The sequence below is a fragment of the Enterobacter cloacae complex sp. IR5428 genome, from assembly GCF_049238585.1.
GTDB lineage: Bacteria > Pseudomonadota > Gammaproteobacteria > Enterobacterales > Enterobacteriaceae > Enterobacter > Enterobacter intestinihominis.
The window spans coordinates 162,151-187,134 of record NZ_JBMKHV010000006.1; the positions used below are offsets into that span (position 1 = coordinate 162,151).

General features: G+C 56.4%; 23 protein-coding genes and 1 pseudogene. 15 read left to right on the forward strand and 9 right to left on the reverse strand.

Features of this window, described 5'->3' with window-relative positions; genetic code table 11:
* Positions 1-72 precede the first annotated feature (72 nt).
* From ACOTXC_RS10850 to xthA, 5 genes are read right to left on the reverse strand one after another with little or no spacing between them, the layout of a single operon-like run.
* Complete coding sequence (locus ACOTXC_RS10850) at positions 73-693, reverse strand: ATP-binding cassette domain-containing protein (RefSeq protein ID WP_171932094.1); 621 nt, start codon at positions 691-693, stop codon at positions 73-75.
* Positions 693-2,222 carry a thiamine ABC transporter permease gene (locus tag ACOTXC_RS10855; RefSeq protein WP_421767634.1) on the reverse strand — a complete coding sequence of 510 codons (1,530 nt, stop codon included), beginning with the start codon at positions 2,220-2,222 and terminating at the stop codon, positions 693-695. Before ACOTXC_RS10855 ends, ACOTXC_RS10850 begins: the two co-directional genes overlap by 1 nt.
* On the reverse strand, positions 2,195-3,355 hold the full coding sequence (locus ACOTXC_RS10860; protein WP_063147663.1) for an ABC transporter substrate-binding protein: 1,161 nt from the start codon (positions 3,353-3,355) through the stop codon (positions 2,195-2,197). Before ACOTXC_RS10860 ends, ACOTXC_RS10855 begins: the two co-directional genes overlap by 28 nt.
* A 15-nt stretch (positions 3,356-3,370) precedes the next feature.
* Positions 3,371-4,054, reverse strand: a complete 684-nt coding sequence (locus tag ACOTXC_RS10865) for a TVP38/TMEM64 family protein (RefSeq protein WP_108367699.1) — start codon at positions 4,052-4,054, stop codon at positions 3,371-3,373.
* Between the two features lie 6 nt (positions 4,055-4,060).
* Positions 4,061-4,867: an exodeoxyribonuclease III gene (xthA, locus tag ACOTXC_RS10870; protein WP_023299900.1), complete on the reverse strand. Its 807-nt coding sequence runs from the start codon at positions 4,865-4,867 to the stop codon at positions 4,061-4,063.
* Between the two features lie 433 nt (positions 4,868-5,300).
* On the opposite strand from xthA, the gene astC reads away from it, so the two are divergent.
* The 7 genes from astC to ves all read left to right on the forward strand — a co-directional run bounded on the left by astC (position 5,301) and on the right by ves (position 12,879).
* Entirely contained in the window at positions 5,301-6,521 is a 1,221-nt protein-coding gene (gene astC / locus ACOTXC_RS10875) for a succinylornithine/acetylornithine transaminase (RefSeq protein ID WP_421767635.1), read from the forward strand.
* On the forward strand, positions 6,518-7,552 hold the full coding sequence (gene astA / locus ACOTXC_RS10880) for an arginine N-succinyltransferase (RefSeq protein ID WP_023305955.1): 1,035 nt from the start codon (positions 6,518-6,520) through the stop codon (positions 7,550-7,552). Before astC ends, astA begins: the two co-directional genes overlap by 4 nt.
* Positions 7,549-9,036, forward strand: coding sequence for a succinylglutamate-semialdehyde dehydrogenase (astD, locus tag ACOTXC_RS10885; RefSeq protein ID WP_421767636.1), 1,488 nt, complete (start codon positions 7,549-7,551; stop codon positions 9,034-9,036). Before astA ends, astD begins: the two co-directional genes overlap by 4 nt.
* Positions 9,023-10,348, forward strand: coding sequence for an N-succinylarginine dihydrolase (astB, locus tag ACOTXC_RS10890; RefSeq protein WP_421767637.1), 1,326 nt, complete (start codon positions 9,023-9,025; stop codon positions 10,346-10,348). Before astD ends, astB begins: the two co-directional genes overlap by 14 nt.
* 9 nt (positions 10,349-10,357) lie before the next feature.
* Entirely contained in the window at positions 10,358-11,323 is a 966-nt protein-coding gene (astE, locus tag ACOTXC_RS10895; RefSeq protein WP_421767638.1) for a succinylglutamate desuccinylase, read from the forward strand.
* A gap of 337 nt (positions 11,324-11,660) precedes the next feature.
* Positions 11,661-12,155 carry an ATP-independent periplasmic protein-refolding chaperone Spy gene (spy, locus tag ACOTXC_RS10900; protein WP_022647814.1) on the forward strand — a complete coding sequence of 165 codons (495 nt, stop codon included), beginning with the start codon at positions 11,661-11,663 and terminating at the stop codon, positions 12,153-12,155.
* A 166-nt stretch (positions 12,156-12,321) separates the two neighbouring features.
* Positions 12,322-12,879 (forward strand): environmental stress-induced protein Ves, encoded by a 558-nt coding sequence (ves, locus tag ACOTXC_RS10905; RefSeq protein WP_022647815.1) that lies wholly within the window; start codon positions 12,322-12,324, stop codon positions 12,877-12,879.
* Here the strand turns inward: ves and cho are convergent.
* Both cho and nadE read right to left on the reverse strand, forming a co-directional pair.
* On the reverse strand, positions 12,857-13,735 hold the full coding sequence (gene cho, locus ACOTXC_RS10910; protein WP_032624399.1) for an excinuclease Cho: 879 nt from the start codon (positions 13,733-13,735) through the stop codon (positions 12,857-12,859). The two genes, ves and cho, sit on opposite strands and share 23 nt — an antisense overlap.
* Positions 13,736-13,850: 115 nt before the next feature.
* The gene (nadE, locus tag ACOTXC_RS10915; RefSeq protein WP_421767639.1) at positions 13,851-14,678 is read right to left on the reverse strand and encodes an ammonia-dependent NAD(+) synthetase; all 828 of its coding nucleotides are present in this window, start codon (positions 14,676-14,678) and stop codon (positions 13,851-13,853) included.
* 231 nt (positions 14,679-14,909) lie between these two features.
* On the opposite strand from nadE, the gene osmE reads away from it, so the two are divergent.
* The 7 genes and pseudogenes from osmE to chbG all read left to right on the forward strand — a co-directional run bounded on the left by osmE (position 14,910) and on the right by chbG (position 20,760).
* Positions 14,910-15,254 carry an osmotically-inducible lipoprotein OsmE gene (osmE, locus tag ACOTXC_RS10920; RefSeq protein WP_022647818.1) on the forward strand — a complete coding sequence of 115 codons (345 nt, stop codon included), beginning with the start codon at positions 14,910-14,912 and terminating at the stop codon, positions 15,252-15,254.
* Positions 15,255-15,523: 269 nt separating this feature from the next.
* A pseudogene (locus tag ACOTXC_RS10925) lies at positions 15,524-15,853 on the forward strand (PTS sugar transporter subunit IIB); the annotation flags it as partial.
* A gap of 80 nt (positions 15,854-15,933) precedes the next feature.
* A complete protein-coding gene (gene chbC, locus ACOTXC_RS10930) occupies positions 15,934-17,292 on the forward strand; it encodes a PTS N,N'-diacetylchitobiose transporter subunit IIC (RefSeq protein WP_017384664.1) in 1,359 nt (452 codons plus the stop codon).
* Positions 17,293-17,339: 47 nt separating this feature from the next.
* Positions 17,340-17,687, forward strand: a complete 348-nt coding sequence (chbA, locus tag ACOTXC_RS10935; RefSeq protein WP_126314787.1) for a PTS N,N'-diacetylchitobiose transporter subunit IIA — start codon at positions 17,340-17,342, stop codon at positions 17,685-17,687.
* Positions 17,688-17,689: 2 nt separating this feature from the next.
* Positions 17,690-18,535 (forward strand): transcriptional regulator ChbR, encoded by an 846-nt coding sequence (chbR, locus tag ACOTXC_RS10940; RefSeq protein ID WP_255248587.1) that lies wholly within the window; start codon positions 17,690-17,692, stop codon positions 18,533-18,535.
* A 108-nt stretch (positions 18,536-18,643) separates the two neighbouring features.
* Positions 18,644-19,999, forward strand: a complete 1,356-nt coding sequence (locus ACOTXC_RS10945; RefSeq protein ID WP_421767640.1) for a 6-phospho-beta-glucosidase — start codon at positions 18,644-18,646, stop codon at positions 19,997-19,999.
* A gap of 11 nt (positions 20,000-20,010) precedes the next feature.
* The gene (chbG, locus tag ACOTXC_RS10950) at positions 20,011-20,760 is read left to right on the forward strand and encodes a chitin disaccharide deacetylase (RefSeq protein ID WP_038415892.1); all 750 of its coding nucleotides are present in this window, start codon (positions 20,011-20,013) and stop codon (positions 20,758-20,760) included.
* A 92-nt stretch (positions 20,761-20,852) separates the two neighbouring features.
* On the opposite strand, the gene katE is transcribed toward chbG, so the two are convergent.
* Positions 20,853-23,102, reverse strand: a complete 2,250-nt coding sequence (gene katE, locus ACOTXC_RS10955) for a catalase HPII (RefSeq protein WP_155019526.1) — start codon at positions 23,100-23,102, stop codon at positions 20,853-20,855.
* 186 nt (positions 23,103-23,288) lie between these two features.
* On the opposite strand from katE, the gene cedA reads away from it, so the two are divergent.
* Complete coding sequence (gene cedA, locus ACOTXC_RS10960; RefSeq protein ID WP_071785203.1) at positions 23,289-23,543, forward strand: cell division activator CedA; 255 nt, start codon at positions 23,289-23,291, stop codon at positions 23,541-23,543.
* Positions 23,544-23,591: 48 nt separating this feature from the next.
* Here cedA and tcyP read toward each other — a convergent pair whose 3' ends face one another.
* Positions 23,592-24,983, reverse strand: coding sequence for a cystine/sulfocysteine:cation symporter (tcyP, locus tag ACOTXC_RS10965; RefSeq protein ID WP_022647826.1), 1,392 nt, complete (start codon positions 24,981-24,983; stop codon positions 23,592-23,594).
* Between the last annotated feature and the right edge of the window lies 1 nt (position 24,984).

Below are 24,984 nucleotides of genomic sequence, written 5' to 3' on the forward strand. Positions count from 1 at the left end.
GAAAAACCTGACGTCATTAAAAGAGGGTGGCATTGTCGTCTCTCCTGAAGCCAAAAACATTGCGTTAGCACATTATTGCCAGCGAGAAATCTCAAACACCTCTCCGCCGGGCGGGATATCTTCCTCATCATGCGTGACCAGCACCACCGGGATCTTGCGCTGGCGAGTGGTTTCGAATACCCACGCCCGGAATGAGGCGCGGAGCGTTTTATCCAGTCGGCTGAACGGTTCGTCGAGCAGCAATGCCTGCGGCTGGGCGAGAAGGGCGCGCAGCAGGCTGACCCGGGCGCGCTCGCCGCCGGAAAGGGTCGCCGGATCGCTGACATAGTGGTTTGCCAGCCCGGCAGATTCAAGAGCCTGCTCTACCGCGTCGCGCCGCGCGCGTCCGGCAATGTGCGCCGGCAACGCCAGCATCAGGTTTTGCCCCACGCTGAAGGCGTCAAACAGCAGGGCGTCCTGAAACAGAATGCCGATCCCGCGCGTTTCCACGGGGAGCATATCGCAGCGACGATCGTTCAGCCACAGCTCGCCGTGCGCCTTAAAATCAGTGGATAGCGCCCCCACCATCCAGGCGAAAAGGGTCGATTTCCCGCTCCCGGAGGGTCCCATCAGCGTGAGAATCTCCCCTGCCGGGACGCGGAAGTTGACCTCACGTAAGAGTGGCGCAATGGTGAGATTTTTCACGTTCAGCATTAACGTAATCCTTGTCTGTGACGGCCCACGAGCCGGGCGAGCAGCGCGGCAAGGGCAAATACGCTGCTGGTTAACAGCAACAGACCCAGCGCCCGGCTGGCGAGGATCGGAACGCTGCCGCCGCTGCTGAGGGCGACCGCCTCCGTCGTCAGAGTAGTAAAACGACCCGCTCCCAGCCAGAGGGTGGGCATGTACTGGGCCATGCTCACGGAAAAGCCGGTGGCAAAGGCCAGCAGGGCCGGACGAACCATCAGGGGACATTTCACTAACCAGAAAATTTTCGCCTGTCGCCAGCCCAGCGTTCTGGCGGTGAGGATAAGCCGGGGATCGAGCCTGCGCCAGGCCGGTTGCAGCACCAGGAGCATCCACGGGAGAACCCAGAGCATATGGCTCCAGAGCACCGCAGCGTACTGGCCGTCGATGCCCAGCCACAGCGCCACGGCATACTGCCCGGACACGAGGGGCAGCGCCGGGAGGGCAAGCGGCAGCCAGATCCACACCGCGCCGCGCTGGGGTCCCCACTCAAGCCAGATCATGAGGATGGCCAGCGCTGTCAGGCTGGACAGCAGTCCCAGTGAAAGGCTGTCGCTGACGGGGCCGGTGTCGCCCCGGCGTGCCAGCATCAGCAGAACCAGCGCACAGAGCACGCCGCACAACGGCAGTAACCCGCCCAGCGTCCGTGCGGGCAGCGCCGTATGCGAAGCGCGACGTACCCCGGAGGGGTCAGGCTGGGCGCGCCGCCATGCCGTCCAGAGGCTGTATCCCACCGCGGCAAGTGCGGCCAGCAGCAGGAGCAACACCAGACATAGCAACGTTCCTTTTGCCTGCTGCTGCGCATCGCCCTGGGTCAGCCACTGCCAGGCCAGCACCGCCAGCGTAGGTGGGTTGCCCGGCCCGAGCACGATCGCCACATCCACTACGGAAAGCGACCAGGCGAGCACCGCCAGCATCACGGCGCCCAGCGCGGGGGCGATAGCCGGGAGGACGAGCCAGTTAAGCGCCTGCATTCGTCCGTAGCCGAAGGTATGCAGGACAATTTTCTGCTGTGCGAGGCGCTTTTCAGGCAGCGCGGCGTAGATTGCCCACAGAACGAACGCGCTCTCTTTGACCGCAAGCGTCAGGCCAAGCCCGATACCGTAGCGGTCAAGCTGCGGCGAACAGACTGTACAGATCCGGTAAAACTGACCGCCTTCCGCAAACAACAGCAGCGCGCTGGTGGCGAAGGCGACGTGCGGCACGGCTAACAGCCACGGCAGACGGGTGCTCAGGCGCTGCCAGCCATCACCCGGCCAAAGAAGCGCAAGCAGGCTCAGGGCGATAAACAGTGAACCCAGCGTCGCGATGAGGGTTGACACCAGCGTAGCGGCCAGCGCCTGCGGCAGCTGCGGGTCGGCAAACAGCGCCGCCCAGTTACTGAGAGAAAACGCCGGGGCCAGCAGCATGCCGCTGGCGGGAAGCAGTGGCAGATAGATGACCGCCATTGCCGCCCAGACCAGCCCGCTTAGCGGGTTCCGTAGCGGCGAAGCCATTCCTGCTCCAGGGCGTTAACCCAGGCGGCGTGCGGTTCGGGAAGCACATCAGGCGTGCCTGAAGGGGTAAAGGCATGAAGCTGTTTTGCCGCTTTCGCAGGTAGTTTGGCACCATCCAGCACGCTCGGGTCACCCCAGACGGCAGGATCGGCTTTGCGGATCTGCGCCTGCGGTGACAACAGGAAATTTGCCACCACTTTCGCCCCTGCGCTCGCACTGGCATTTGCCGGGATAGCGACAAAATGGACGTTGCCGATCATGCCTTTGAGAAAGCCGAAACTGTAGCTGTCGGCAGGCAGTTCACCGCTCGTCACCTTTTGCATCGCATGGGCGGGGTTAAAGGTGAGCGACAGGTTCAGGCTGCCGCTGGCCAGCAGCGTATCCATGCGCGCAGGCGATGGCGGAAAATCGTTCCCTTCGCGCCACAGCAGGGGATGCAGCGTATCAAGATAGTTCCACAGCGGCGCGGTGATCTCTGCAAAGGTGCCGTCCGGCGCGTTTTTTAACGCCTCCGGATGGGCGGTCAATGCCAGCAGAAGCTGTTCAAGAAACGCCGTGCCGGTAAAATCCGGCGGTCGCGGATAGCTCACCTTGCCAGGGTGCTGCTGAGCGTAAGCCAGCAGCGCGTGGGGATCTGCCGGAGGCGTCGGCATACTCGCTTTACGGGCGATGAAGGTTAACTGCGCGCCGCCCCATGGGGATTCCGCCCCATCGGTCGGGATGGCAAAATCTTCCGTGACCGGTTTACGGGTATCGACGTAACGCCAGTTGGGCAGGGTTTGCGCCCAGCCGGTGAGCAGCAGGTTTGCCTCCTTCAGCGTGCGGAAGTTTTCCCCGTTTACCCAGAGTAGATCCACCGACCCGTTACTGCTACGTCCTGCGGCCTGTTCCGTCTGGATCCGCTTCACCGCATCGGCGGCATCGGCCAGATGAACGATCTTCAGGTTAATGGCATAGTGCGTTTTCATCTCGCCGCTCACCCAGTCGAGGTAGCGGTTAACGGCCTCGTCACCGCCCCAGGCGTTAAACCAGACGGTCTGCCCGGTGGCCTGTTGCTGAATGGATTGCCAGCTTTCTGCGGCGAAGGCAGAGGTTGCCAGCAGCAGACTCGTCAGAAACGCGCAAAAACGCACCCGGCGCATAATGCCTCACTTTTTAATCGAAGGGATGTAACGGGAAAACAGCCAGCGAGTGACCAGCGGTAATAACCCTAATAGTGTAAAGGCGAACAGCAGTCCCGGCGACACAATATCGCGCAGCGTGGTGAGTTTTCCCAGCTCGCGTCCGGCGTTCAGATAAATGACGGTGGCAGGTAGCATCGCAAGCTGGCTGACCCACCAGTAGTGACGCACCTGGATACGTGTTAGCCCCATCAGCAAATTGACCAGAAAGAACGGAAACAACGGCATCAGGCGCAGGGCAAAAAGGTAGCGCGCGCCATCGCGAACCATCCCCACATCGATCGTGTTCATCTGTGCGGCAAAGCGCCGTTGCACCCAGTCACGCAGCAGATAACGGCTGACGAGCATGGCAAGCGTGGCGCCGAGCGTCGAGGCCAATGACACCAACAGCATCGCCTCCCACAGGCTGAAAATCGCCCCGCCGAGCAGCGTCAGAAGCGCGGCCCCGGGTATCGACAGCGCAGAGACCAGAACGTAAACCGCAAAATAGATCAGCGCGCTCTGAAGGGGCGCCTGCTCCACACGATCGAGCAACGTTTGCTGGTGTATTTTTAGCGTGTCGAGGGAGAGCATGCCCGGAGGAAGCAAAACAACGATTAAAAGAAATGCGCCCAGAAGGGCGCACAGGAGACTGATTTTTTTTATATTCACTGAGGATTACAGCTTGAACGTTGCCCATACCGGCGCATGGTCGGACGGTTTTTCCATGCTGCGAATATCATAGTCGATACCGGTTTCGATGCAGCGTTCGGCCAGGGGGGCGCTCGCCAGCAGCAGATCAATACGCAGGCCCCGGTTGTCATCGAAGCCTTTAGAGCGGTAGTCAAACCACGAGAAGCGATCCTGCGTCTCCGGGTTAGCGGTGCGGAAGGTATCCACCAGCCCCCAGTCAAGCAAGCGCTGCATCCACTCGCGCTCTTCCGGCAGGAAGGAACATTTCCCGGTGCGCAGCCAGCGCTTGCGGCTGTCTTCGCCAATGCCAATGTCCAGATCAGTCGGGCTGATATTCACATCCCCCATGATCAGCACCGGATTATCTTTGTTGAGTTCGGTCGTAAGGTAGTTTTGCAGATCCTGATAAAATTTGGCTTTGGCCGGGAATTTGGTCGGGTGGTCGCGGCTTTCACCCTGCGGGAAGTAACCATTAATCACAGTGATGTTACCCAGCGGGGAAGGCAGCTCAGCCATGATGAGACGACGCTGTGCTTCTTCACCGTCACCCGGGAAGCCACGACGCACCGACACCGGCGTATCTTTGGTCAGCAGCGCAACGCCGTAGTGGCCTTTCTGACCGTGGTAAAAAACGTTATAGCCCAGCTTCGCTACCTCTTCGAGCGGGAACATATCGTCGTGAACTTTTGTCTCCTGCAAGCCGATCACATCTGGCTGATGTTGCTCAACAATCGCTTCGAGCTGGTGAGGGCGGGCACGCAGGCCGTTGATATTAAAAGAGACAAATTTCATAGTCGCTGCCAATGCAAGGTGAATAGTGCAAGGATGGTAGCAGAATTTACGTCGTCTGTTATCCGCTTCGCCCAATTACTGCGACAGATAATGCCGACGGTGCAATATTTGCACCATTTCGACGCGTTTTGCCCTCGAACAGGGCGTAAAGGACCGATAAATTTCGCGAGCGATCACAATTCCAGAATTATATTTGGCATGTGCATACTCTTTCTTGTTTTCGTGCGGCAAAGCGCCGCTTGCTGTAAAAATATTCACTATTTATGCATTAACAGTGAATAACTCCATATTGTAACTCATTGATATTCTGTTACCCAAATCCGTTTATGCATTTTTATCGCTGGCTGGCACGAACGCTGCAATCTACATTCACAGTGCAAACACTCAATTATTTAACATTTAAACAACCTTTTATTTACCGGATGAGGTCGCTATGTCTCTGTCAGTTACGCGTGAAAAATTTGATGAATGGATGATGCCGGTATACGCTCCGGCGGCTTTTATTCCGGTACGTGGGGAAGGCTCTCGCCTGTGGGATCAGCAGGGCAAAGAGTATATCGACTTTGCGGGTGGGATTGCGGTGAATGCGCTGGGGCATGCAAACCCGGCGCTGCGGCAGGCGCTGAATGATCAGGCGGCGAAATTCTGGCATACCGGCAACGGTTATACCAACGAACCGGCGTTGCGTCTGGCGAAGAAGCTGATCGACGCCACTTTCGCAGAAAAAGTCTTTTTCTGTAACTCCGGCGCGGAAGCGAACGAAGCGGCGCTGAAGCTGGCGCGCAAATATGCGCACGATAAATTCGGCCCGCACAAGAGCGGCATCGTAGCCTTTAAAAATGCCTTCCATGGCCGCACGCTGTTTACCGTCAGTGCGGGTGGTCAGCCCTCATATTCTCAGGATTTTGCGCCGCTGCCGCCGGATATCCGTCATGCGGCGTATAACGATTTACACTCTGCCAGCGAGCTGATTGACGACACCACCTGTGCGGTGATTGTCGAGCCCATGCAAGGGGAAGGCGGCGTCATGCCCGCCCAGAAAGCGTTCCTGCAAGGGCTGCGCGAGCTGTGCGATCGGCATAACGCGGTCCTGATTTTTGACGAAGTCCAGACCGGCGTGGGCCGTACGGGTGAGCTGTACGCCTACATGCACTATGGCGTGACCCCGGATGTGCTCTCAACAGCTAAAGCGCTCGGCGGCGGCTTCCCGGTGGGGGCGATGCTGACCACCGATACATTCGCCAGCGTGATGACCGTGGGCACCCATGGCACCACTTACGGCGGTAACCCGCTGGCAACCGCTGTCGCCGGACAGGTGCTGGATATCATCAACACTCCTGAGGTGCTTAGCGGCGTGAAGCAGCGTCACCAGTGGTTTGTTGAGCGTCTTACCGCCATCAATAACCAGACCGGCATGTTCAAAGAGATCCGCGGTCTGGGGCTGTTGATAGGTTGTGAGCTTGCCCCTGAGTTTGCTGGCAAAGCGAAGCTGATTTCACAGGAAGCGGCAAAGCAGGGCGTGATGGTGTTGATTGCCGGCGCTAACGTGGTGCGGTTTGCCCCTGCGCTGATCGTCAGTGAGGAAGAGGTCAGAACCGGGTTAGATCGTTTTGCGCTGGCCTGCGAACAGGTGAAGTCCGGGGTGTCATCATGATGGTCATCCGTCCCGTTGCGCACGGCGATCTCGCCGGGCTTATGCAGCTTGCCGGTAAGACAGGGGGCGGGCTGACCTCGCTGCCTGCCGATGAAAAAACGCTGTCGGCGCGCATTGAGCGCGCCCTGCAAACCTGGCAGGGGACGTTGCCAAAAAGCGAACAGGGCTATGTGTTCGTGCTGGAAGAGACCGACACGGGAACCGTGGCGGGGATTTGCGCCATCGAGGTGGCTGTCGGGCTCAACGATCCGTGGTACAACTACCGCGTCGGCACGATGGTCCACGCCTCGAAAGAGCTGAACGTCTACAACGCGCTGCCGACGCTCTTTCTCTGTAATGACCATACCGGCGCCAGCGAACTCTGCACCCTGTTTCTCGATCCGGACTGGCGCAAAGAGGGTAACGGTTATCTGCTCTCCAAATCGCGCTTCATGTTTATGGCCGCCTTTCGCGACCGCTTCAACGAAAAAGTGGTCGCGGAGATGCGCGGCGTAATTGATGAGACGGGCTACTCGCCGTTCTGGGAGAGCCTGGGCGAACGCTTCTTCTCCATGGAATTCAGCCGGGCGGATTACCTGTGCGGTACCGGTCAGAAGGCGTTTATCGCCGAGTTAATGCCGAAGCATCCTATTTATACCCATTTCTTAACGCCGGAAGCGCAGGCGGTGATCGGCGAAGTTCACCCGCAAACCGCCCCGGCCCGTGCAGTGCTGGAGAAAGAGGGTTTTCGCTACCGTAATTACGTCGACATCTTTGACGGCGGTCCGACGCTGGAATGCGATATTGACCGCGTACGCGCCATCCGAAAAAGCCGCCTGGTTGAGGTTTCAGAAGGCCAGCCCGCGCCGGGCGAGTGGCCAGCCTGCCTGGTCTCGAACGAGAATTACGCCAACTTCCGCGCCATGCTGGTGCAAACCAACCCAACATGCGAGCGTCTGGTACTGACGGCTGCGCAACTGGATGCCCTGAAATGTAACGCTGGCGACACGGTTCGCCTGGTGCGGCTCTGCCCTGAGGAGAAAACAGCATGACTCTATGGATTAACGGTGACTGGGTAACGGGCGAAGGTGATGCGCGGACAAAAACTAACCCGGTCGGCCAGGAGGTGCTCTGGTCGGGGAGCGACGCCAGCGGCGGGCAGGTTGAGCAGGCCTGCCAGGCTGCACGCCGCGCGTTTCCGGCATGGGCGAAACGGCCATTCTCCGAGCGCCAGGCGCTGGTTGAGAAATTTGCTGCGCTGCTGGAGGCCAATAAAGTCGAGCTGACCCGCATCATTGCCTGCGAAACCAGCAAGCCGCGCTGGGAGGCAACAACCGAAGTGACGGCGATGATCAATAAAATCGGTATATCGGTGAAGGCGTACCATGCCCGCACCGGTGAGCAGCATACCGGGATGCCGGACGGCGCCGCCACGCTGCGCCACCGTCCGCACGGGGTGTTGGCGGTGTTTGGCCCGTACAACTTCCCCGGGCATCTGCCGAACGGGCATATTGTGCCTGCGCTGCTGGCGGGAAATACCGTTATCTTCAAGCCGAGTGAGTTAACCCCCTTAACCGGAGAAGCGGTGGTAAAACTCTGGGAGCAGGCAGGGCTGCCGCCGGGCGTGCTGAATCTGGTGCAGGGCGGGCGTGAAACCGGTCAGGCGCTGAGTGCGCTGAGTGACATTGACGGTCTGCTGTTTACCGGCAGTGCCGGAACGGGTTATCAGCTGCATCGTCAGTTGGCGGGGCAGCCGGAAAAAATTCTGGCGCTGGAGATGGGTGGCAACAACCCGCTGATTGTGGAAGATCCGGATGATATCGATGCTGCGGTCCACCTGACCATTCAGTCGGCATTCATTACCGCCGGACAGCGCTGCACCTGCGCCCGCCGCCTGTTGGTTAAACGCGGCGCGCAGGGGGATGCGTTTCTTAAGCGTCTGGTGGAGGTGAGCGGGCGTCTGGTTCCCGCGAAATGGGATACCGAGCCGCAGCCGTTTATCGGCGGGCTGATCTCCGAGCAGGCGGCGCTGAACGTGCTGAAAGCGTGGCAGGAGCACGTGGCGCGCGGGGCGAAAACCCTGCTGGAGCCAAAGCTGGTTCAGCCGGGCACATCGCTGCTGACGCCGGGGATTATTGAGATGAGTGCGACGAGCAACGTGCCGGATGAAGAGGTCTTTGGCCCGCTGCTGTGCGTCTGGCGCTATGACGATTTTGCATCGGCGATCGAGATGGCCAACAACACCCGCTACGGCCTGTCGAGCGGCCTGATATCCCCGCATCGCGAGAAATTCGACCAGCTGCTGCTGGAAGCGCGCGCCGGGATCGTGAACTGGAACAAACCGCTGACCGGCGCGGCGAGCACCGCGCCGTTTGGTGGCGTAGGGGCATCGGGCAACCATCGCGCCAGCGCCTGGTATGCCGCCGATTACTGCGCGTGGCCGATGGCAAGCCTGGAAACCCCGGCGCTGACGCTGCCGGAGACGTTGAATCCGGGGCTGGATTTTACAGAGGGTGACGCCCATGAAAGCGCGTGAGGTTAACTTTGACGGACTGGTGGGGCTGACGCACCACTATGCCGGGCTGTCGTTCGGCAATGAAGCTTCGACGAAGCACCGTTTCCAGGTCTCGAACCCGAAGCTGGCGGCCAAGCAGGGGCTATTGAAAATGAAGGCGCTGTCCGATGCCGGTTTCCCGCAGGCGGTAATCCCGCCGCAGGAGCGGCCGAACGTGGCCGTGCTGCGCCAGCTGGGCTTCAGCGGTACGGATGAACAGGTGGTTGAAAAAGCCGGTACGCACTCCCCACAGCTGCTTTCCGCGGCCAGTTCAGCCTCTTCAATGTGGGTAGCGAATGCCGCCACCGTCGCGCCGTCGGCGGATACGCTGGACGGCAAAGTGCATCTGACCGTCGCTAACCTGAACAACAAATTCCACCGCGCCAGCGAAGCGGAGACCACCGGGCGCGTGCTGCGCGCCATTTTTAATCATGATGCGCATTTTGAGGTGCATTCAGCGCTGCCGCAGGTCGCGATGTTTGGCGACGAAGGGGCGGCAAACCACAACCGTCTGGGTGGCGATTACGGCGATCCAGGCTTGCAGCTGTTTATCTATGGACGGGAAGAGGGCGGCCACGCCGCGCCGGTTCGTTATCCGGCGAGACAAACCTTAGCCGCAAGCCAGGCGGTTGCACGGCTGAACCAGGTTAATCCTACTCAGGTGATTTTTGCCCAGCAAAATCCGCAGGTGATCGACCAGGGCGTGTTTCATAACGACGTGATTGCCGTTTCCAACCGTCAGGTGCTGTTCTGCCACGAGCAGGCGTTTGCCCAACAGGAAAAGTTGCTGGCCACGCTGCGCGAACGCGTGCCGGGATTTATGCCGATTCAGGTGCCCACGCAGGCGGTAAGCGTGCAGGATGCGGTCGAAACGTATCTGTTCAACAGCCAGCTGCTGAGCCGGGATGACGGCAGCATGATGCTGGTGCTGCCGCAGGAGTCCCGCAACCATCAGGGTGTCTGGCGCTATCTCAGCGAACTGGTGCAGGCGGATAACCCGATTGATGAACTGCGCGTGTTTGATCTGCGGGAAAGTATGGCCAACGGCGGGGGACCGGCGTGCCTGCGACTGCGCGTGGTGTTAACGCCGGAGGAAATGCAGGCCGTGAATCCGTCGGTGATGATGAACGACACGCTGTTCAATACCCTCAATGACTGGGTGGACCGCTACTATCGTGACCGTCTGGTTCAGGCCGATCTGGTTGATCCGCAGCTGCTGCGCGAAGGCCGCGAGGCGCTGGATGCATTATCAACCATCCTGCAACTGGGATCGGTTTATCCGTTCCAGCGCTAAGGAGACGATATGGAAAACTTTCTGGCGCTGACGCTGGCTGAAGAGACACCGGAGCGGCACGAGGGGGAAGGCCCCTCGTTCCACTGGCGATGGCTGGGGCCGGGCGTGCTTGAACTGACGCCGACGGGGCAATATAACCTGTCGCTGCTGCTTTCTACCGGCATTCACGGGAATGAAACCGCGCCCGTGGAGATTGTCGATCTGTTGCTGCGAGCGCTGTATCGCGCAGAGATCACGCTGCACTGCCGTCTGCTGGTGGTACTGGGAAATCCGCCTGCGCTGGCGCAAAACAAACGGTATCTCGTGAGCGACATCAACCGAATGTTTGGTGGCCGCTGGGCGCAATTTCCACAGAGTGATGAAACGACACGTGCGCAATGGCTGGAGAAGGTGGTCACGGCGTTTTTTGCCGGGGCGGGGGAAACGCGCTGGCACCTCGATCTGCATACCGCCATCCGCGCCTCGTACCACGTACGTTTTGGCGTGTTACCGCAGCGCCATCAGCCGTGGGATGAGGCGTTTCTGACCTGGCTTGGCGACGCGGGACTGGAAGCGCTGGTTTTCCACCAGACGCCGGGCGGCACGTTTACCCACTTCACCTGCGAGAATTTCGGCGCGCTGTCCTGCACGCTGGAGCTGGGAAAAGCGCTGCCGTTCGGGCAAAACGACCTGACGCGTTTTGCCCCTACGCATCAGGCGCTTCGGGCGTTGTTCGCAGGGGTTGCACCGGAACCCACCCGGGAACCCGTCGTGCGCTATCGGGTCGTACAGCAGATCACGCGTCAAAGCGAAGCTTTCCAGCTTCATATGGCGCCCCATACGCTGAACTTCACGCCGTTTCGCCAGGGCGTCCTGCTGGCGGAAGATGGTGAGACGCGCTATGCGGTACAGAACCCCACGGAATATGTTTTATTTCCTAACCCGTCAGTCGCGTTTGGTTTACGAGCCGGGTTGATGCTGGAAAAAATGCCCTGATCGTCTCCCCTCGCGCAGACCGGAGGGGAAACAAAGAATTAATTTCTTAACGTTAAAAGCGCTCTGGTAGTGTTTGCGGAATATTCCTGGAGAATTGCTTTATTATTAAACGGCACTTCGCTATACTCCTCCATAATCTCTTTAAAATCATCCTGTTGAATATTGTTGTTTCATCTCTCCACGCTTTTTCCTTAATTTCTCCATATTTGGCGAAAACGTGTTTTTTATACTTTCATTGTTTTACCGTTGCTCTGACTAATTGACGATAAACCCCGTAAAGTTAATCTCGTCAACACGGCATAGCGCCGAAGAATAACTGAAAGTAAGGAAAGACATTATGCGTAAATTAACTGCACTGTTTGTTGCCTCTACCCTGGCTCTGGGCGCTACCAGCATGGCGTTCGCCGCCGATACCGCGACCACTACCGCCGCGCCGGCAGAAGGCAAAATGATGATGCATCATAAAGGCAAGCCGGGTATGCATCATGAGATGATGATGTTTAAAGATCTGAACCTGACCGATGCGCAGAAGCAGCAGATCCGCGACATCAGGAAAAGTCAGCGTGACCAGATGAAACGTCCTCCGCTGGAAGAGCGCCGCGCGATGCATGACATCATTGCCAGCGACAGCTTCGACAAAGCAAAAGCAGAAGCGCAGATCGACAAAATGGCCGAGCAGCATAAAGCGCGCATGCTGGCCCACATGGAAACCCAGAACAAGATTTACAACATTCTGACGCCGGAACAGAAAAAGCAATTTAATGCCAATTTTGAGAAGCGTCTGACAGAACGTGCAGCGCCGGAAGGTAAAATGCCTGCACCAGCCGAATAATCGGTTCACTCTCTTAAGACCGCCGGGCTCCTGTCTACACAAGCGAAAACGCTGTGGACAGGACCGGCGGTTTTTCTTTTGCCCCATGCCTAAGGTCTGGCCTTACCGTTGCCGATAATACGTCTGTGAAATGCCCTGGCGCACGGTGCGTCCTTCAGGAGTGGTCATGGAATTCTTTGATATCCGTAAAATACCCGTCAGTCTCTGGCGTAACGGCGCGGGCGAGACGCGTGAGATTTGCTGTTTCCCTCCCGCGACGCGGGATTTTTCCTGGCGGGCCAGCATCGCCTCCATCGCCAGTAACGGCGAATTCTCCGCGTTTCCGGGCGTTGACCGGGTGATTACGCTGCTGGAAGGCGGCGAGGTGACGCTGGATGCGGGGAGGGCGTTTTGCCATACCCTGAAACACCATCAGCCTTACGGCTTTGCGGGCGATTTGACGGTGAAAGCCGTGCTCACGGAGGGGCAGATGTCGATGGATTTCAATGTCATGACCCGACGGGAGCACTGCCAGGCAAAGGTGCGAGTTGCTACCCGAACGTTCACTACCTTCGCATCACGCGGTGGCGTGGCGTTCGTATTAAGCGGCGCCTGGCAACTGGGCGATAAATTACTGACCGCCGATCAGGGCGCCAGCTGGCAAGAGGGCAGCCATACCCTCCGTCTACTGGAAACGAAGGGGTCGCTGCTGTTCAGTGAAATTACCTGGCTGCCGGGTCATTGAGCATGACTATCTCATATTTACCGGTTAACAGCGGCTTACAGAGAATTTTGTAGCCATCCTGATCGAACCCGGCAGGTGTGCGCAGCAGGGCGGCAGCGTCATCCAGACTTTCAACCGCGCCAAGCCAGAGCCAGTTGCGGATGACGTGATAGTGCGTCATCGCATCGCGGGTCTCTTTCAACGCCACCGCGCCTTCCCACGGCCAGCAGTTGACGCTGATTGAGGCCAGGCCAGCCATAAACCGGGCATGATGTTCTTCAACGCTCTCTTTTCCACAGCACGCCCCGGCGCAGCGTTTCAACGCGGAGCGGAAACAGGCGCGACCGCGGGTAGTCGCTTCCAGTCCTAACAGGCCGTAACAAAGCTGTAATTCATCAGCAAGGGATTGCAGAGTTTGCAGTGCGGCACGTTTGTTGGCAAACAGACCGTAAAGATTCGGTTCATGCGAAAAATCCACTTCCCGGGCATAAACGACCTGCGGTTTTCCCGCGTTAACCTGCAAGGAACACAGCTGGCGGTTGCGGCGCAGGCGTTTGTTAAACAGCGGCTGTTGTTCCTTGATGAGCCGGGCTTCGAGCAGAAGCGCGCCCAGTTCACCTGCCGTCTCGATCCAGGTGATCCGCCGGGACTGTCTGAGCATCGACGCTTCGTCCGGCGTACGCAGGTGCGACATCACCCGACTGCGGATATTTACGCTTTTGCCGATATAGAGCGGCATGGTGTCGCTGTCGCCGTGGAAGAAATAGACGCCAGGCTGTTTAGGCAGCGCCTCAAGCCAGGGGCGAAGATGCTCGGGATATTCGTAGATAGCCGCCGCTTCAAACTCAAGACGCGGGGCGGATTGACGCCTGCTCACATACTGCTCCATATACTGTTCAGGCATACAGTGTAGCAGGTGTTTGGTGGTTAAAAAAGAGCCGGGTGGCGGCTACGCCTTACCCGGCCTGCAAAACTGAGTTACCGTTTTGCTTTTACTTTTTCCAGAAATCATCAAACACCGTAATGGGTGGACGGCGTTTGTGCTCGGTTTTCAGATACCAGCCTTCAATAATTTTTGCGGTACCTTCGTCGAGCATTTTGCCTTCCAGATAATCATCGATGTTGTCATAGGTCACACCCAGCGCGGCTTCATCCGGCAGGGAAGGGCGATCGTCTTCCAGGTCTGCCGTTGGCGCCTTCTTATACAGGTGCTCCGGGCAGCCCAACGCCGCCAGCAGTTGCTTACCCTGACGCTTGTTCAGGCGGAAGAGGGGGTTGATGTCCGTGCCGCCATCGCCGTATTTGGTGAAGAAACCGGTGATGGCTTCCGCGGCGTGGTCGGTGCCGACGACGACCCCTTTGGTCATCCCTGCGATACTGTACTGCGCTTTCATGCGCTCACGGGCTTTCTCGTTGCCACGAACAAAATCGCTCAGTTCAATACCGGCTTCACGCAAGGCCTGCTCGCTTGCCAGTACCGAACCTTTGATGTTTACGGTAAGAACACGGTCCGGCTGAATAAAGGCGATCGCATCCTGACAGTCCTGCTCGTCGGCCTGCACGCCATACGGCAGACGTACGGCAATAAATTGCAGTGCGATGTCACCGGTCTCGTCACGCAGCTCGGTGATGGCCATCTGGCTTAGTTTACCGGCCAGAGTGGAGTCCTGACCGCCGCTGATACCCAGTACCAGCGTCTTCAGGAAAGGGTGTGCGGACAGGTAAGCTTTCAAAAAATCAACGCTACGACGGATCTCTTCTTTGGCATTAATCGCAGGTTTCGCGCCCAGCGCCTGAATAATTTCTTGTTGCAGAGCCATTACGCCCTCCCTATGCAGAACCAAACAGAAAGTGTGATCTGTTAAAACTAACCCTTTGTCGGGGAAACGACAAGGATCACAGTTTTGAGTGTACTGTTTTACAGCGATTTAGCAGCTTATCGTTGTTTTATTAGAATTTTCCGAAATTCGTCTGGCGTAACTCGCAAAGTTGAACAATAGTAATTTTTATCCCATGCTTAGTTAACACGCTGATAAACAAGAGGACGGAATATGAACAAGAACGTAGCAGGAATTTTAAGCGCAGCGGCGGTACTGACTATGCTGGCTGGGTGTACAGCTTACGATCGCACCACAGATCAGTTCACACAGCCAGTGGTAAAAGACGTCAAAAAAGGCATGACGCGTTCCCAGGTTGCAGCCATTGCCGGTAAACCTTCTTCAGAAGTCACTATGATCCACGCGCGTGGCACCTGCCAGACCTATATTCTGGGTCAACGTAATGGTAAGGCAGAAACCTACTTTGTCGCCCTGGATGATACCGGTCACGTGATCAATTCGGGCTACCAGACCTGCGCTGAATACGACACCGATCCACAGGCACCTAAGGCGCAGTAACCGCGCTTGCCTGAAAGTGTTAACAAACCGGCCTGATGGCCGGTTTTTTTATGCATACGTAAATCTTATTTCTTAGCGCGAAATATTTGCCTGAAATGTGAAGGTAGTCAACAAGCCAGGTCAATGAGAGACAATTTGAGTCTATCCAGAATTATCCCCTCCCTGTACCATTGCGTATACTCACTTCAACGACAAACAATGTTCAGCACACTGCCCGTCAGCCAGGATAGCGAGTCGATTGATAGCGCGACGGCGGTCAGTCCAATAAGAGGGAAATTATCATGGAAAAGAAACATATCTACTTGTTCTGCTCTGCGGGCATGTCCACTTCGCTGCTGGTTTCAAAAATGCGCGCGCAGGCCGAAAAATATGAAGTCCCTGTGGTGATTGAGGCGTTTCCGGAAACGCTGGCGGGCGAAAAGGGCCAGACAGCAGATGTAATTTTACTCGGGCCACAAATCGCTTATATGCTGCCAGAAATTCAACGTTTGCTCCCTAATAAGCCGGTCGAAGTGATCGATTCCGTTTTATACGGCAAGATTGATGGTTTAGGTGTATTAAAAGCTGCTGTTGCGGCGATTAAAAAAGCTGCTAATTAATTTTTTATTTTTCCCGTCAAAGAGTTATTTCACACACAATACGCCGTAACGGTCGTTGCGGCATTTAAGGGTATTTTCCTATGAGTAAAGTCATCGCTTCACTTGAAAAGGTACTCCTTCCTTTTGCTGTTAAAATAGGAAAGCAGCCTCACGTTAATGCCATTAAGAACGGCTTTATTAAATTAATGCCGTTGACATTAGCCGGGGCAATGTTCGTTTTAATTAACAACGTTTTTCTCAGCTTTGGAGAAGGTTCCTTTTTTTATTCATTAGGAATTAGGTTAGATGCTTCCACTATTGAAACCCTTAATGGTTTAAAAGCCATTGGCGGCAACGTATACAATGGTACGTTGGGTATTATGTCGCTAATGGCGCCTTTCTTTATTGGAATGGCGCTGGCGGAAGAGCGTAAGGTGGATCCGCTGGCGGCAGGCTTACTGTCCATTGCCGCGTTTATGACCGTCACGCCGTACAGCGTGGGCGACGCTTACGCCGTGGGCGCCAACTGGCTGGGTGGGGCAAACATCATTTCCGGTATTATTATCGGACTGGTGGTGGCCGAAATGTTCACCTTTATTATTCGCCGCAACTGGGTTATCCGCTTGCCGGATAGCGTTCCGGCCTCCGTTTCTCGTTCATTTTCCGCGTTGATACCGGGCTTCATTATTCTCTCCATCATGGGGATTATTGCCTGGGCGCTCTCTCACTGGGGGACTAACTTCCACCAGATCATTATGGACTCTATCTCAACGCCGCTGGCGTCGATGGGTAGCGTGGTCGGTTGGGCGTATGTCATCTTTACCTCCCTGCTGTGGTTCTTCGGCGTGCATGGTTCACTGGCACTGGCGGCGCTGGACAGCGGTATTATGACCCCGTGGGCACTGGAAAACGTCGCGCTTTACCAGCAGTACGGCTCCGTCGATGCGGCGCTGGCGGCCGGTAAAACCTTCCATGTGTGGGCGAAGCCGATGCTTGACTCCTATATCTTCCTGGGCGGTACCGGGGCGACGCTGGGTCTGATCATCGCGGTCTTTATTGTCTCTCGCCGCGCCGACCATCGTCAGGTTGCGAAGCTGGCCCTGCCGTCAGGCATCTTCCAGATTAACGAGCCGATCCTGTTTGGTCTGCCAATTATCATGAACCCGGTGATGTTCATTCCATTCATCCTGGTTCAGCCGCTGCTGGCCGCGATTACGCTGACGGCGTATTACCTGGGCATTATCCCGCCGGTGACCAACATTGCGCCGTGGACGATGCCAGCTGGTCTGGGCGCGTTCTTCAACACCAACGGTAGCGTGGCCGCCTTCCTGCTGGCGATATTCAACCTCGGGATTGCAACCCTGCTCTACATGCCGTTCGTGGCGATTGCGAACAAGGCTGCAACGGTTATCGATGAAGAAGAGAGCGAAGAGGATATCGCCCTCGCACTGAAATTCTAAAATTGCACGGCGCGGGGCAACCCGCGCCAGCGTAAAGGAGCTTAAAGATGTTAGATTTAGAGAGTATCGTTGTCGAAGAAACCGCAGTGAACGATCTGGAAGAGGTGGTGATGGGGCTCATCATCAATTCCGGGCAGGCGCGAAGCCTGGCGTATGCGGCGCTTAAGCAGGCTAAGCAGGGCGATTTTGTTGCCGCGAAAACCATGATGGAGCAGTCCCGTACGGCGTTAAACGAAGCGCATCTGGTGCAGACGAAACTCATCGAAAGCGACCAGGGCGAAGGAAAGATGAAAGTGAGTCTGGTGCTGGTACATGCGCAGGATCACCTGATGACCTCCATGCTGGCGCGCGAGATGGTAGCGGAGCTCATCGAGCTTCACGAGAAGATGCAGTAAGTCTGAACAGGCACCAGGAGGTCAGCACGATGGAAATCAAAACCGCACATGAGCAGCAGCTGTTTAATGGCAAGAATTTTCACGTGGTGATTTACAACAAAACGGAGAGCGCCAGCGGTCTGCACCAGCATGACTACTACGAGTTCACGATTGTTCTGACCGGCCGCTACTATCAGGAGATTAACGGTAAGCGCGTCCTGCTTGAGCGTGGCGATTTCGTCTTCCTGCCGATGGGGTCCTATCACCAGAGCTTTTATGAGTTTGGTGCGACGCGCATTCTTAACGTAGGGGTGAGCAGGCGTTTCTTCGAGAAGCACTATCTGCCGCTGGTTCCGTTCTGCTTTGTGGCGTCACAGGTCTATCGCGTTAAAAATGAGTTTATGACCTGGATTGAAACGGTTATCGCCTCGCTGAATTTCCGCGACAATGAATTTGATGAATTTATTGAAACCGTGACGTTCTACGTCATGAACCGTCTTCGCCATCACCGTGAAGAACAGCAGGTGGTGGATGATATTCCTCAGTGGCTGCGCAGTACCGTGGAGCTGATGCACGACAAAGGACAGTTCAGCGATAACGCCCTGGAAAACATGGTGGCGCTGTCGGGTAAATCGCAGGAATATTTAACGCGTGCCACGCAGCGCTATTACCGTAAAACGCCTGTTCAAATTATTAATGAAATCCGCATCAATTTTGCCAAAAAACAGCTGGAAATTACTAACTACTCTGTCACCGATATCGCTTACGAATCGGGTTACAGCAGCCCCAGCCTGTTTATTAAAACCTTTAAGAAAATGACTTCATTCACACCGAACAGTTACCGCAAAAATTTAACGGTAATTAATTAACTTTCGGCGGTTATCCGCCAGGAATATTGACGTAATGGCTTGCCCAAATAGCGGGAAGAGTACGCTATACCTTGCAGGCGATTACCCTGATAAGCTAAGGGAGAGTTTATGCAAAAGAAATTAAAAGTCGTAACCATTGGTGGCGGCAGCAGCTATACCCCGGAATTACTTGAAGGTTTCCTGAAACGTTATCATGAATTACCGGTCAGCGAATTATGGCTGGTGGATGTTGAAGAAGGTCAGGAGAAGCTAAATATTATTTTTGAACTGTGCAAACGCATGGTTGAAAAAGCAGGCGTGCCTTTAACCGTGCATAAAACGCTGGATCGCCGCCTGGCGCTGAAAGATGCTGACTTCGTGACCACCCAGCTGCGCGTCGGCCAGCTGAAGGCGCGTGAGCTGGACGAGCGTATTCCGCTGAGCCACGGTTATCTGGGCCAGGAAACCAACGGGGCTGGTGGCCTGTTTAAAGGCCTGCGTACTATTCCGGTCATTTTTGACATCATTAAAGACGTGGAGGAGATCTGCCCGAACGCGTGGGTGATTAACTTTACCAACCCGGCCGGGATGGTCACCGAGGCAGTCTATCGTCACACCGGTTTCAAACGCTTTATCGGCGTCTGCAATATTCCGATCGGCATGAAGATGTTCATCCGCGATGTGCTGGCGCTAACCGATAACGATGAATTGTCCATTGACCTGTTCGGCCTGAACCACATGGTCTTTATCAAAGATGTGATTGTGAACGGGCAATCGCGCTTTGCGGAACTGCTTGATGGCGTTGCCTCTGGTCGCCTGACCGCGGCCTCGGTGAAAAACATCTTCGATCTGCCGTTCAGCGAAGGGCTGATCCGCTCCCTGAATCTGCTGCCGTGCTCGTATCTGCTTTACTACTTCAAGCAGAAAGAGATGCTGGCGATTGAAATGGGCGAATACTACAAAGGTGGCGCACGCGCTCAGGTTGTACAGAAAGTAGAGAAGCAGCTTTTTGATTTGTATAAAGATCCGAACCTGAACGTCAAACCGAAAGAGCTTGAGCAGCGCGGTGGGGCATACTATTCAGATGCCGCGTGTGAAGTGATCAACGCCATTTACAATGACAAGCAGGCCGAGCACTATGTGAACGTTCCGCATCATGGGCACATCGACAATATCCCGGCAGACTGGGCCGTGGAGATGACCTGCATCCTTGGGCGCGAGGGTGCAAAACCGCATCCCCGCATTACCCACTTCGACGATAAGGTGATGGGCCTGATTCATACCATCAAAGGCTTTGAAGTGGCGGCGAGCAATTCGGCCCTGAGCGGCGAGCTGAATGACGTGCTGCTGGCGCTGAACCTGAGCCCGCTGGTGCATTCTGACCGTGACGCTGAAAAACTCGCGAGTGAGATGATCCTGGCGCATGAGAAATGGCTGCCAAACTTTGCTGCAACGGTTGAGAAACTGAAACTCACACACCGTTAAGAGGAGGCGCGATGGAAAACCTGCTGATCGTCAATGCCGATGATTTCGGCCTGTCAAAAGGGCAGAACTACGGCATTATCGAAGCCTGTCGCCGGGGCGTCGTGACCTCTACAACAGCGCTCATCAACGGTGAGGCGGTGGAACATGCGGCGCAGCTAAGCCGTGAGCTGCCCGAACTGGGCGTGGGCATGCACTTTGTGCTGACGCTTGGGTTGCCCCTTTCACCGATGCCGGGGCTGACGCGCGACGGGCAACTGGGTAAATGGATTTGGGAAATGGCGGAGCAGGACGCTTTGCCACTTGATGAGATTGCCCGCGAGCTGGATTGCCAGTTTAACCGCTTTGTGGATGTGTTTGGCCGCGAGCCCACCCATATCGACAGTCATCATCATGTGCATATGATCCCGGCGATTTTCCCGCTTGTGGCAGAATTTGCCAAACGTAAAGGCGTGGCGATGCGCGTGGATCGGGAGGTGCGCGGACTGCCGGACGTTGCGGTGACGTCAACGGAGGGGTTCAGCAGCGCATTTTATGGCGACGATATCGACGAAGCGCTGTTCCTGAAGGTGCTGGATGCCTCCGCCGCAAAAGGGGAGCGCTCGCTTGAGGTAATGGCGCATCCGGCGTTTGTCGATAACATCGTACGTAAGAGCGCCTACTGCTGGCCGCGTCTGGCGGAACTGGACGTGCTAACGTCGGCGTCGTTGAAGTATGCGATTGCCGAGCGTGGGTATCGTCTGGGGACGTTCAGGGATTTGTGAGCAAAATAAAGCCCGGGGACGGCTTCGCCTTACCGGGCCTACAACATCAGTCGAAATATAGGCCGGGTAAGCGTAGCGCCACCCGGTTTTTTTTACGCCGGTATCTGGTCAATCTTGCTGCTGCGCGACCACACGCGGTGCGCGGCGAGCAGGTCAAACAGCCGGGTCATAAACGCATCGTCAATGTTATCACCTTCGACAATGCCTTCTTCCCCTTGATCCGGTACCTTCAGCAGCGATTTAAACTTCCGCGCATCGCCTGCGAGGGCGATTGGCTTCAGGTGCTTATAGGCTTCCAGCAGATAATAGGCGGCATCACCGTTACCGAGCAAACTCTCAACGTCGCCGCACGGCATAATCACCGCATCAACCGTCAGGGACGGTGCCCCGGCAAAGGTCGCGGCAATCGGCAGGACGGAGCCATCATCGGCCGTCACTTCACCCATGCGTGAGTAAAGCAGTTTGGCATGTACGCCCTGAGTCTTGAGCGCCCTCATGATCCCCAGCACGTCGCTGGCGCGCGGTTTATCGTTCAGCAGGATAGCCACTACGCGGCCTTTGATCGACCCGCCAGGTACCGCGTACAGGCTCAGGGACGGATCCTTCTTCAGCCCGTTCACGTCTTTAGGCGGTGCAGCATGGCATTGCTCGTCAGTCAGCGTAATGCCGAGATTATTCGCCACGCCCTGAGCAAGCTGGATATCAATATGCGCCAGATGGTCGACCACGCGCTCGCGAATGTAGGTACGCACCACTTTGCTCAGCTCGAAGCTGAAGCCGCCGATAATGTGCTGCTGTTCGATCGGGGTCTGGCTGTTCCAGAACAGGCGAGGCTGAGCGTAATATTCGCCGAATGACGGGCTGCGCTCGCGAATTTTTGTTCCGTCCACGCGCTCCTGATACGACTCGAATCCGCCACGTTTAGGCCCCGGCGGGGTTTCACGCGGCCAGTTATCGTTAATGGAGTTCGGCTCGTAGTTCGCCGGGTTGGTATCGATATCCTGGCGATGCATCCCGTCACGCTGGAAGTTATGGTACGGACAGGTCGGACGGTTGATTGGGAGCTCATGGAAGTTAGGTCCACCAAGACGGCTGATCTGCGTATCGGTGTAAGAGAACAGACGACCCTGCAGCAGCGGATCGTTGGTGAAGTCCAGCCCCGGCACAATATGGCCCGGGTGGAACGCTGCCTGCTCATTTTCCGCGAAGAAGTTATCCGGGTTGCGGTTAAGCACCATTTTACCCACCAGCTGAACCGGCACCAACTCTTCAGGAATAAGCTTGGTCGGGTCGAGCAGGTCGAAGTCGAATTTGAACTCGTCTTCTTCCGGGATCAGCTGTAACCCCAGCTCGTATTCCGGGAAATCACCGGCTTCAATGGATTCCCACAGTTCGCGACGGTGGAAGTCCGGATCGCGTCCGGTCAGCTTCTGCGCTTCATCCCACACCAGCGACGCTTTCCCCGCGACCGGTTTCCAGTGGAAACGCACAAACGTCGCTTTACCTTCAGCGTTAATCAGACGGAAGGTATGAATACCAAAGCCTTCCATGGTGCGATAGCTGCGCGGGATCCCCCGGTCAGACATCGCCCACATCACGTTGTGAAGGGTTTCCGGTTGCAGGGAGACGTAGTCCCAGAATGTGTCATGCGCACTTTGTCCCTGCGGTATGGCCCAGTGTGGTTCTGGTTTTACCGCATGGACAAAGTCAGGGAACTTATGCGCGTCCTGTATGAAGAAAACCGGGGTGTTATTCCCGACGAGGTCGAAAATGCCCTCTTCGGTATAGAATTTGGTGGCGAAGCCGCGGATATCACGCACCGTGTCGGCCGAACCCGCGCCGCCCTGTACGGTAGAGAAACGCACAAACACCGGTGTGATTTTGTTCGGATCGGAAAGGAAATCTGCTTTGGTGAGCTCCTTCAGGCTCTTGTACGGCTGGAAATAACCGTGCGCCGCGGAGCCGCGAGCGTGGACGATACGCTCAGGGATACGCTCATGGTCGAAATGGGTGATTTTTTCGCGCAGGATGAAATCTTCCAGCAGCGTCGGGCCGCGCGTTCCGGCGCGCAGGGAGTTCTGATCATCGGCAATGCGAACGCCCTGGTTCGTGGTCAGCGCATGGCCTTCACCGCCCTTGCGGTGAGGATCGAGCGATTTCAGCTTTTCGTTTTCCGTTTCCGGGGCTTTCATGCTGCCCGGGGCGGTAGGCTGTTCACCCGGTGCGGAAGGACCCGGTGATGGTTTGTGTGAGCCGTCGGCTGGGGCAAGTGAGTCCATTCCCGGTTGAGATTCTTCAGTCCCATGAATGGGTGACTGATGTGGTTTATCATTGTTCGACATTGCACGCTTCTCCTTTGTTCATTCCTAAAAACCCTATTAAGGATAGAACAATGTTAAGAATTAGCAGGCGAACTAAGCGTTTTCAGATATTGATTAGCGAAAGGAGCCATCTGCGATACGTCAGGCGCGACGGGCGGGGGGAGAATCGGCTATGATAGAAATTTCCTGCTTTAAGAATTTGCTTTAGTGAACCCGTCGCTTATGAAACCTCTTCGTCAACAAAACCGCCAGGTTATTAGCTATGTACCCCGCGTTGAGCCCGCGCCGCCAGACCATGCCCTGAAGGTGGATGGTTTTCGCGATGTCTGGATGCTGCGGGGTAAATACGTTGCCTTCGTGCTGATTGGCGAGCACTTCCGTCGCTCACCTGCGTTTACGGTGCCGGAATCGGCGCAGCGATGGGCAATGCAGACCCGCCAGGATGAAGAGGTTGAAGAATAACAGCCATAAAAAAACCGCCCGATGGCGGTTTTTTTATTTCAGCAGTGATTAACGATGTGCCAGTTCGGCATCATCTTCACTGTCGAGAATCGTTTTGTCGGTCTGCTTCAGCCACTGGCTGGTCAGGGTACCGGCGGTCATTGAACCACTCACGTTCAACGCGGTACGACCCATATCGATCAGTGGTTCAACAGAGATCAGCAGGGCAACCAGCGTTACCGGCAGCCCCAGCGCAGGCAGAACGATCAGCGCAGCGAAGGTCGCGCCGCCGCCCACGCCCGCAACACCGGCGGAGCTAATGGTCACGATACCGACCAGCGTCGCAATCCAGACCGGATCCAGCGGGTTAATACCTACGGTTGGGGCAACCATCACGGCCAGCATCGCCGGGTAGAGACCCGCACAGCCGTTCTGCCCGATGGTGGCGCCAAAGGAGGCCGAGAAGCTGGCGATAGACTCGGGTACGCCCAGACGACGTGTCTGTGCTTCCACGTTCAGCGGAATCGATGCCGCGCTGGAACGGCTGGTGAAGGCGAAGGTCAGCACCGGCCAGACTTTGCGGAAATATTTCAGCGGGCCAACGCCGTTCACCGCCAGCAGGATGCCGTGCACAACAAACATGATGCCCAGACCGAGGTACGAGGCAATCACAAAGCTGCCAAGCTTGATGATGTCTTGCAGGTTAGAACCTGCCACGACTTTGGTCATCAGCGCCAGGACACCGTACGGCGTCAGCTGCATGACCAGACGCACCAGCTTCATTACCCAGCTTTGCAGGGTATCGATGGCAGTCAGAACCCGCTCGCCTTTCGGCGCATCGTCCTTCAGCAGCTTCAGCGCAGCCACGCCCAGGAACGCAGCGAAGATCACTACGCTGATAATGGAGGTTGGGCTTGCACCGGTCAGGTCAGCAAACGGGTTTTTCGGAATGAAGGAGAGCACCATCTGCGGAACGGTCAGATCGGCCACTTTACCCACGTAGTTGGTCTCAATCGCCGTCAGACGCGCGGTTTCAGCGCTACCCTGCACCAGACCTTCAGCAGTCAGGCCAAACAGATTGGTAACCAGCACACCCACCAGCGCCGCAATCAGCGTGGTGAAGAGCAGGGTGCCAATGGTCAGGAAACTGATTTTACCCAGTTGAGAAGCATTATGCAGGCGGGCTACGGCGCTCAGAATTGAGGCGAATACCAGCGGCATAACGATCATTTGCAGCAGCTGTACATAGCCGTTACCGACAATGTTGAACCACTGAATGGAATCTTTCAGTACCGGGCTGTCGGAGCCGTAAATAGCGTGTAAGGCCAGGCCAAACACCACGCCCATGACCAGACCAACCAGTACCTTTTTCGCCAGGCTCCACTGTTTGTGGCGAGCCTGGGCGAGAAGCAATAGCAATACGACGAACACAACAATGTTCGCGATGAGTGGAAAATTCATC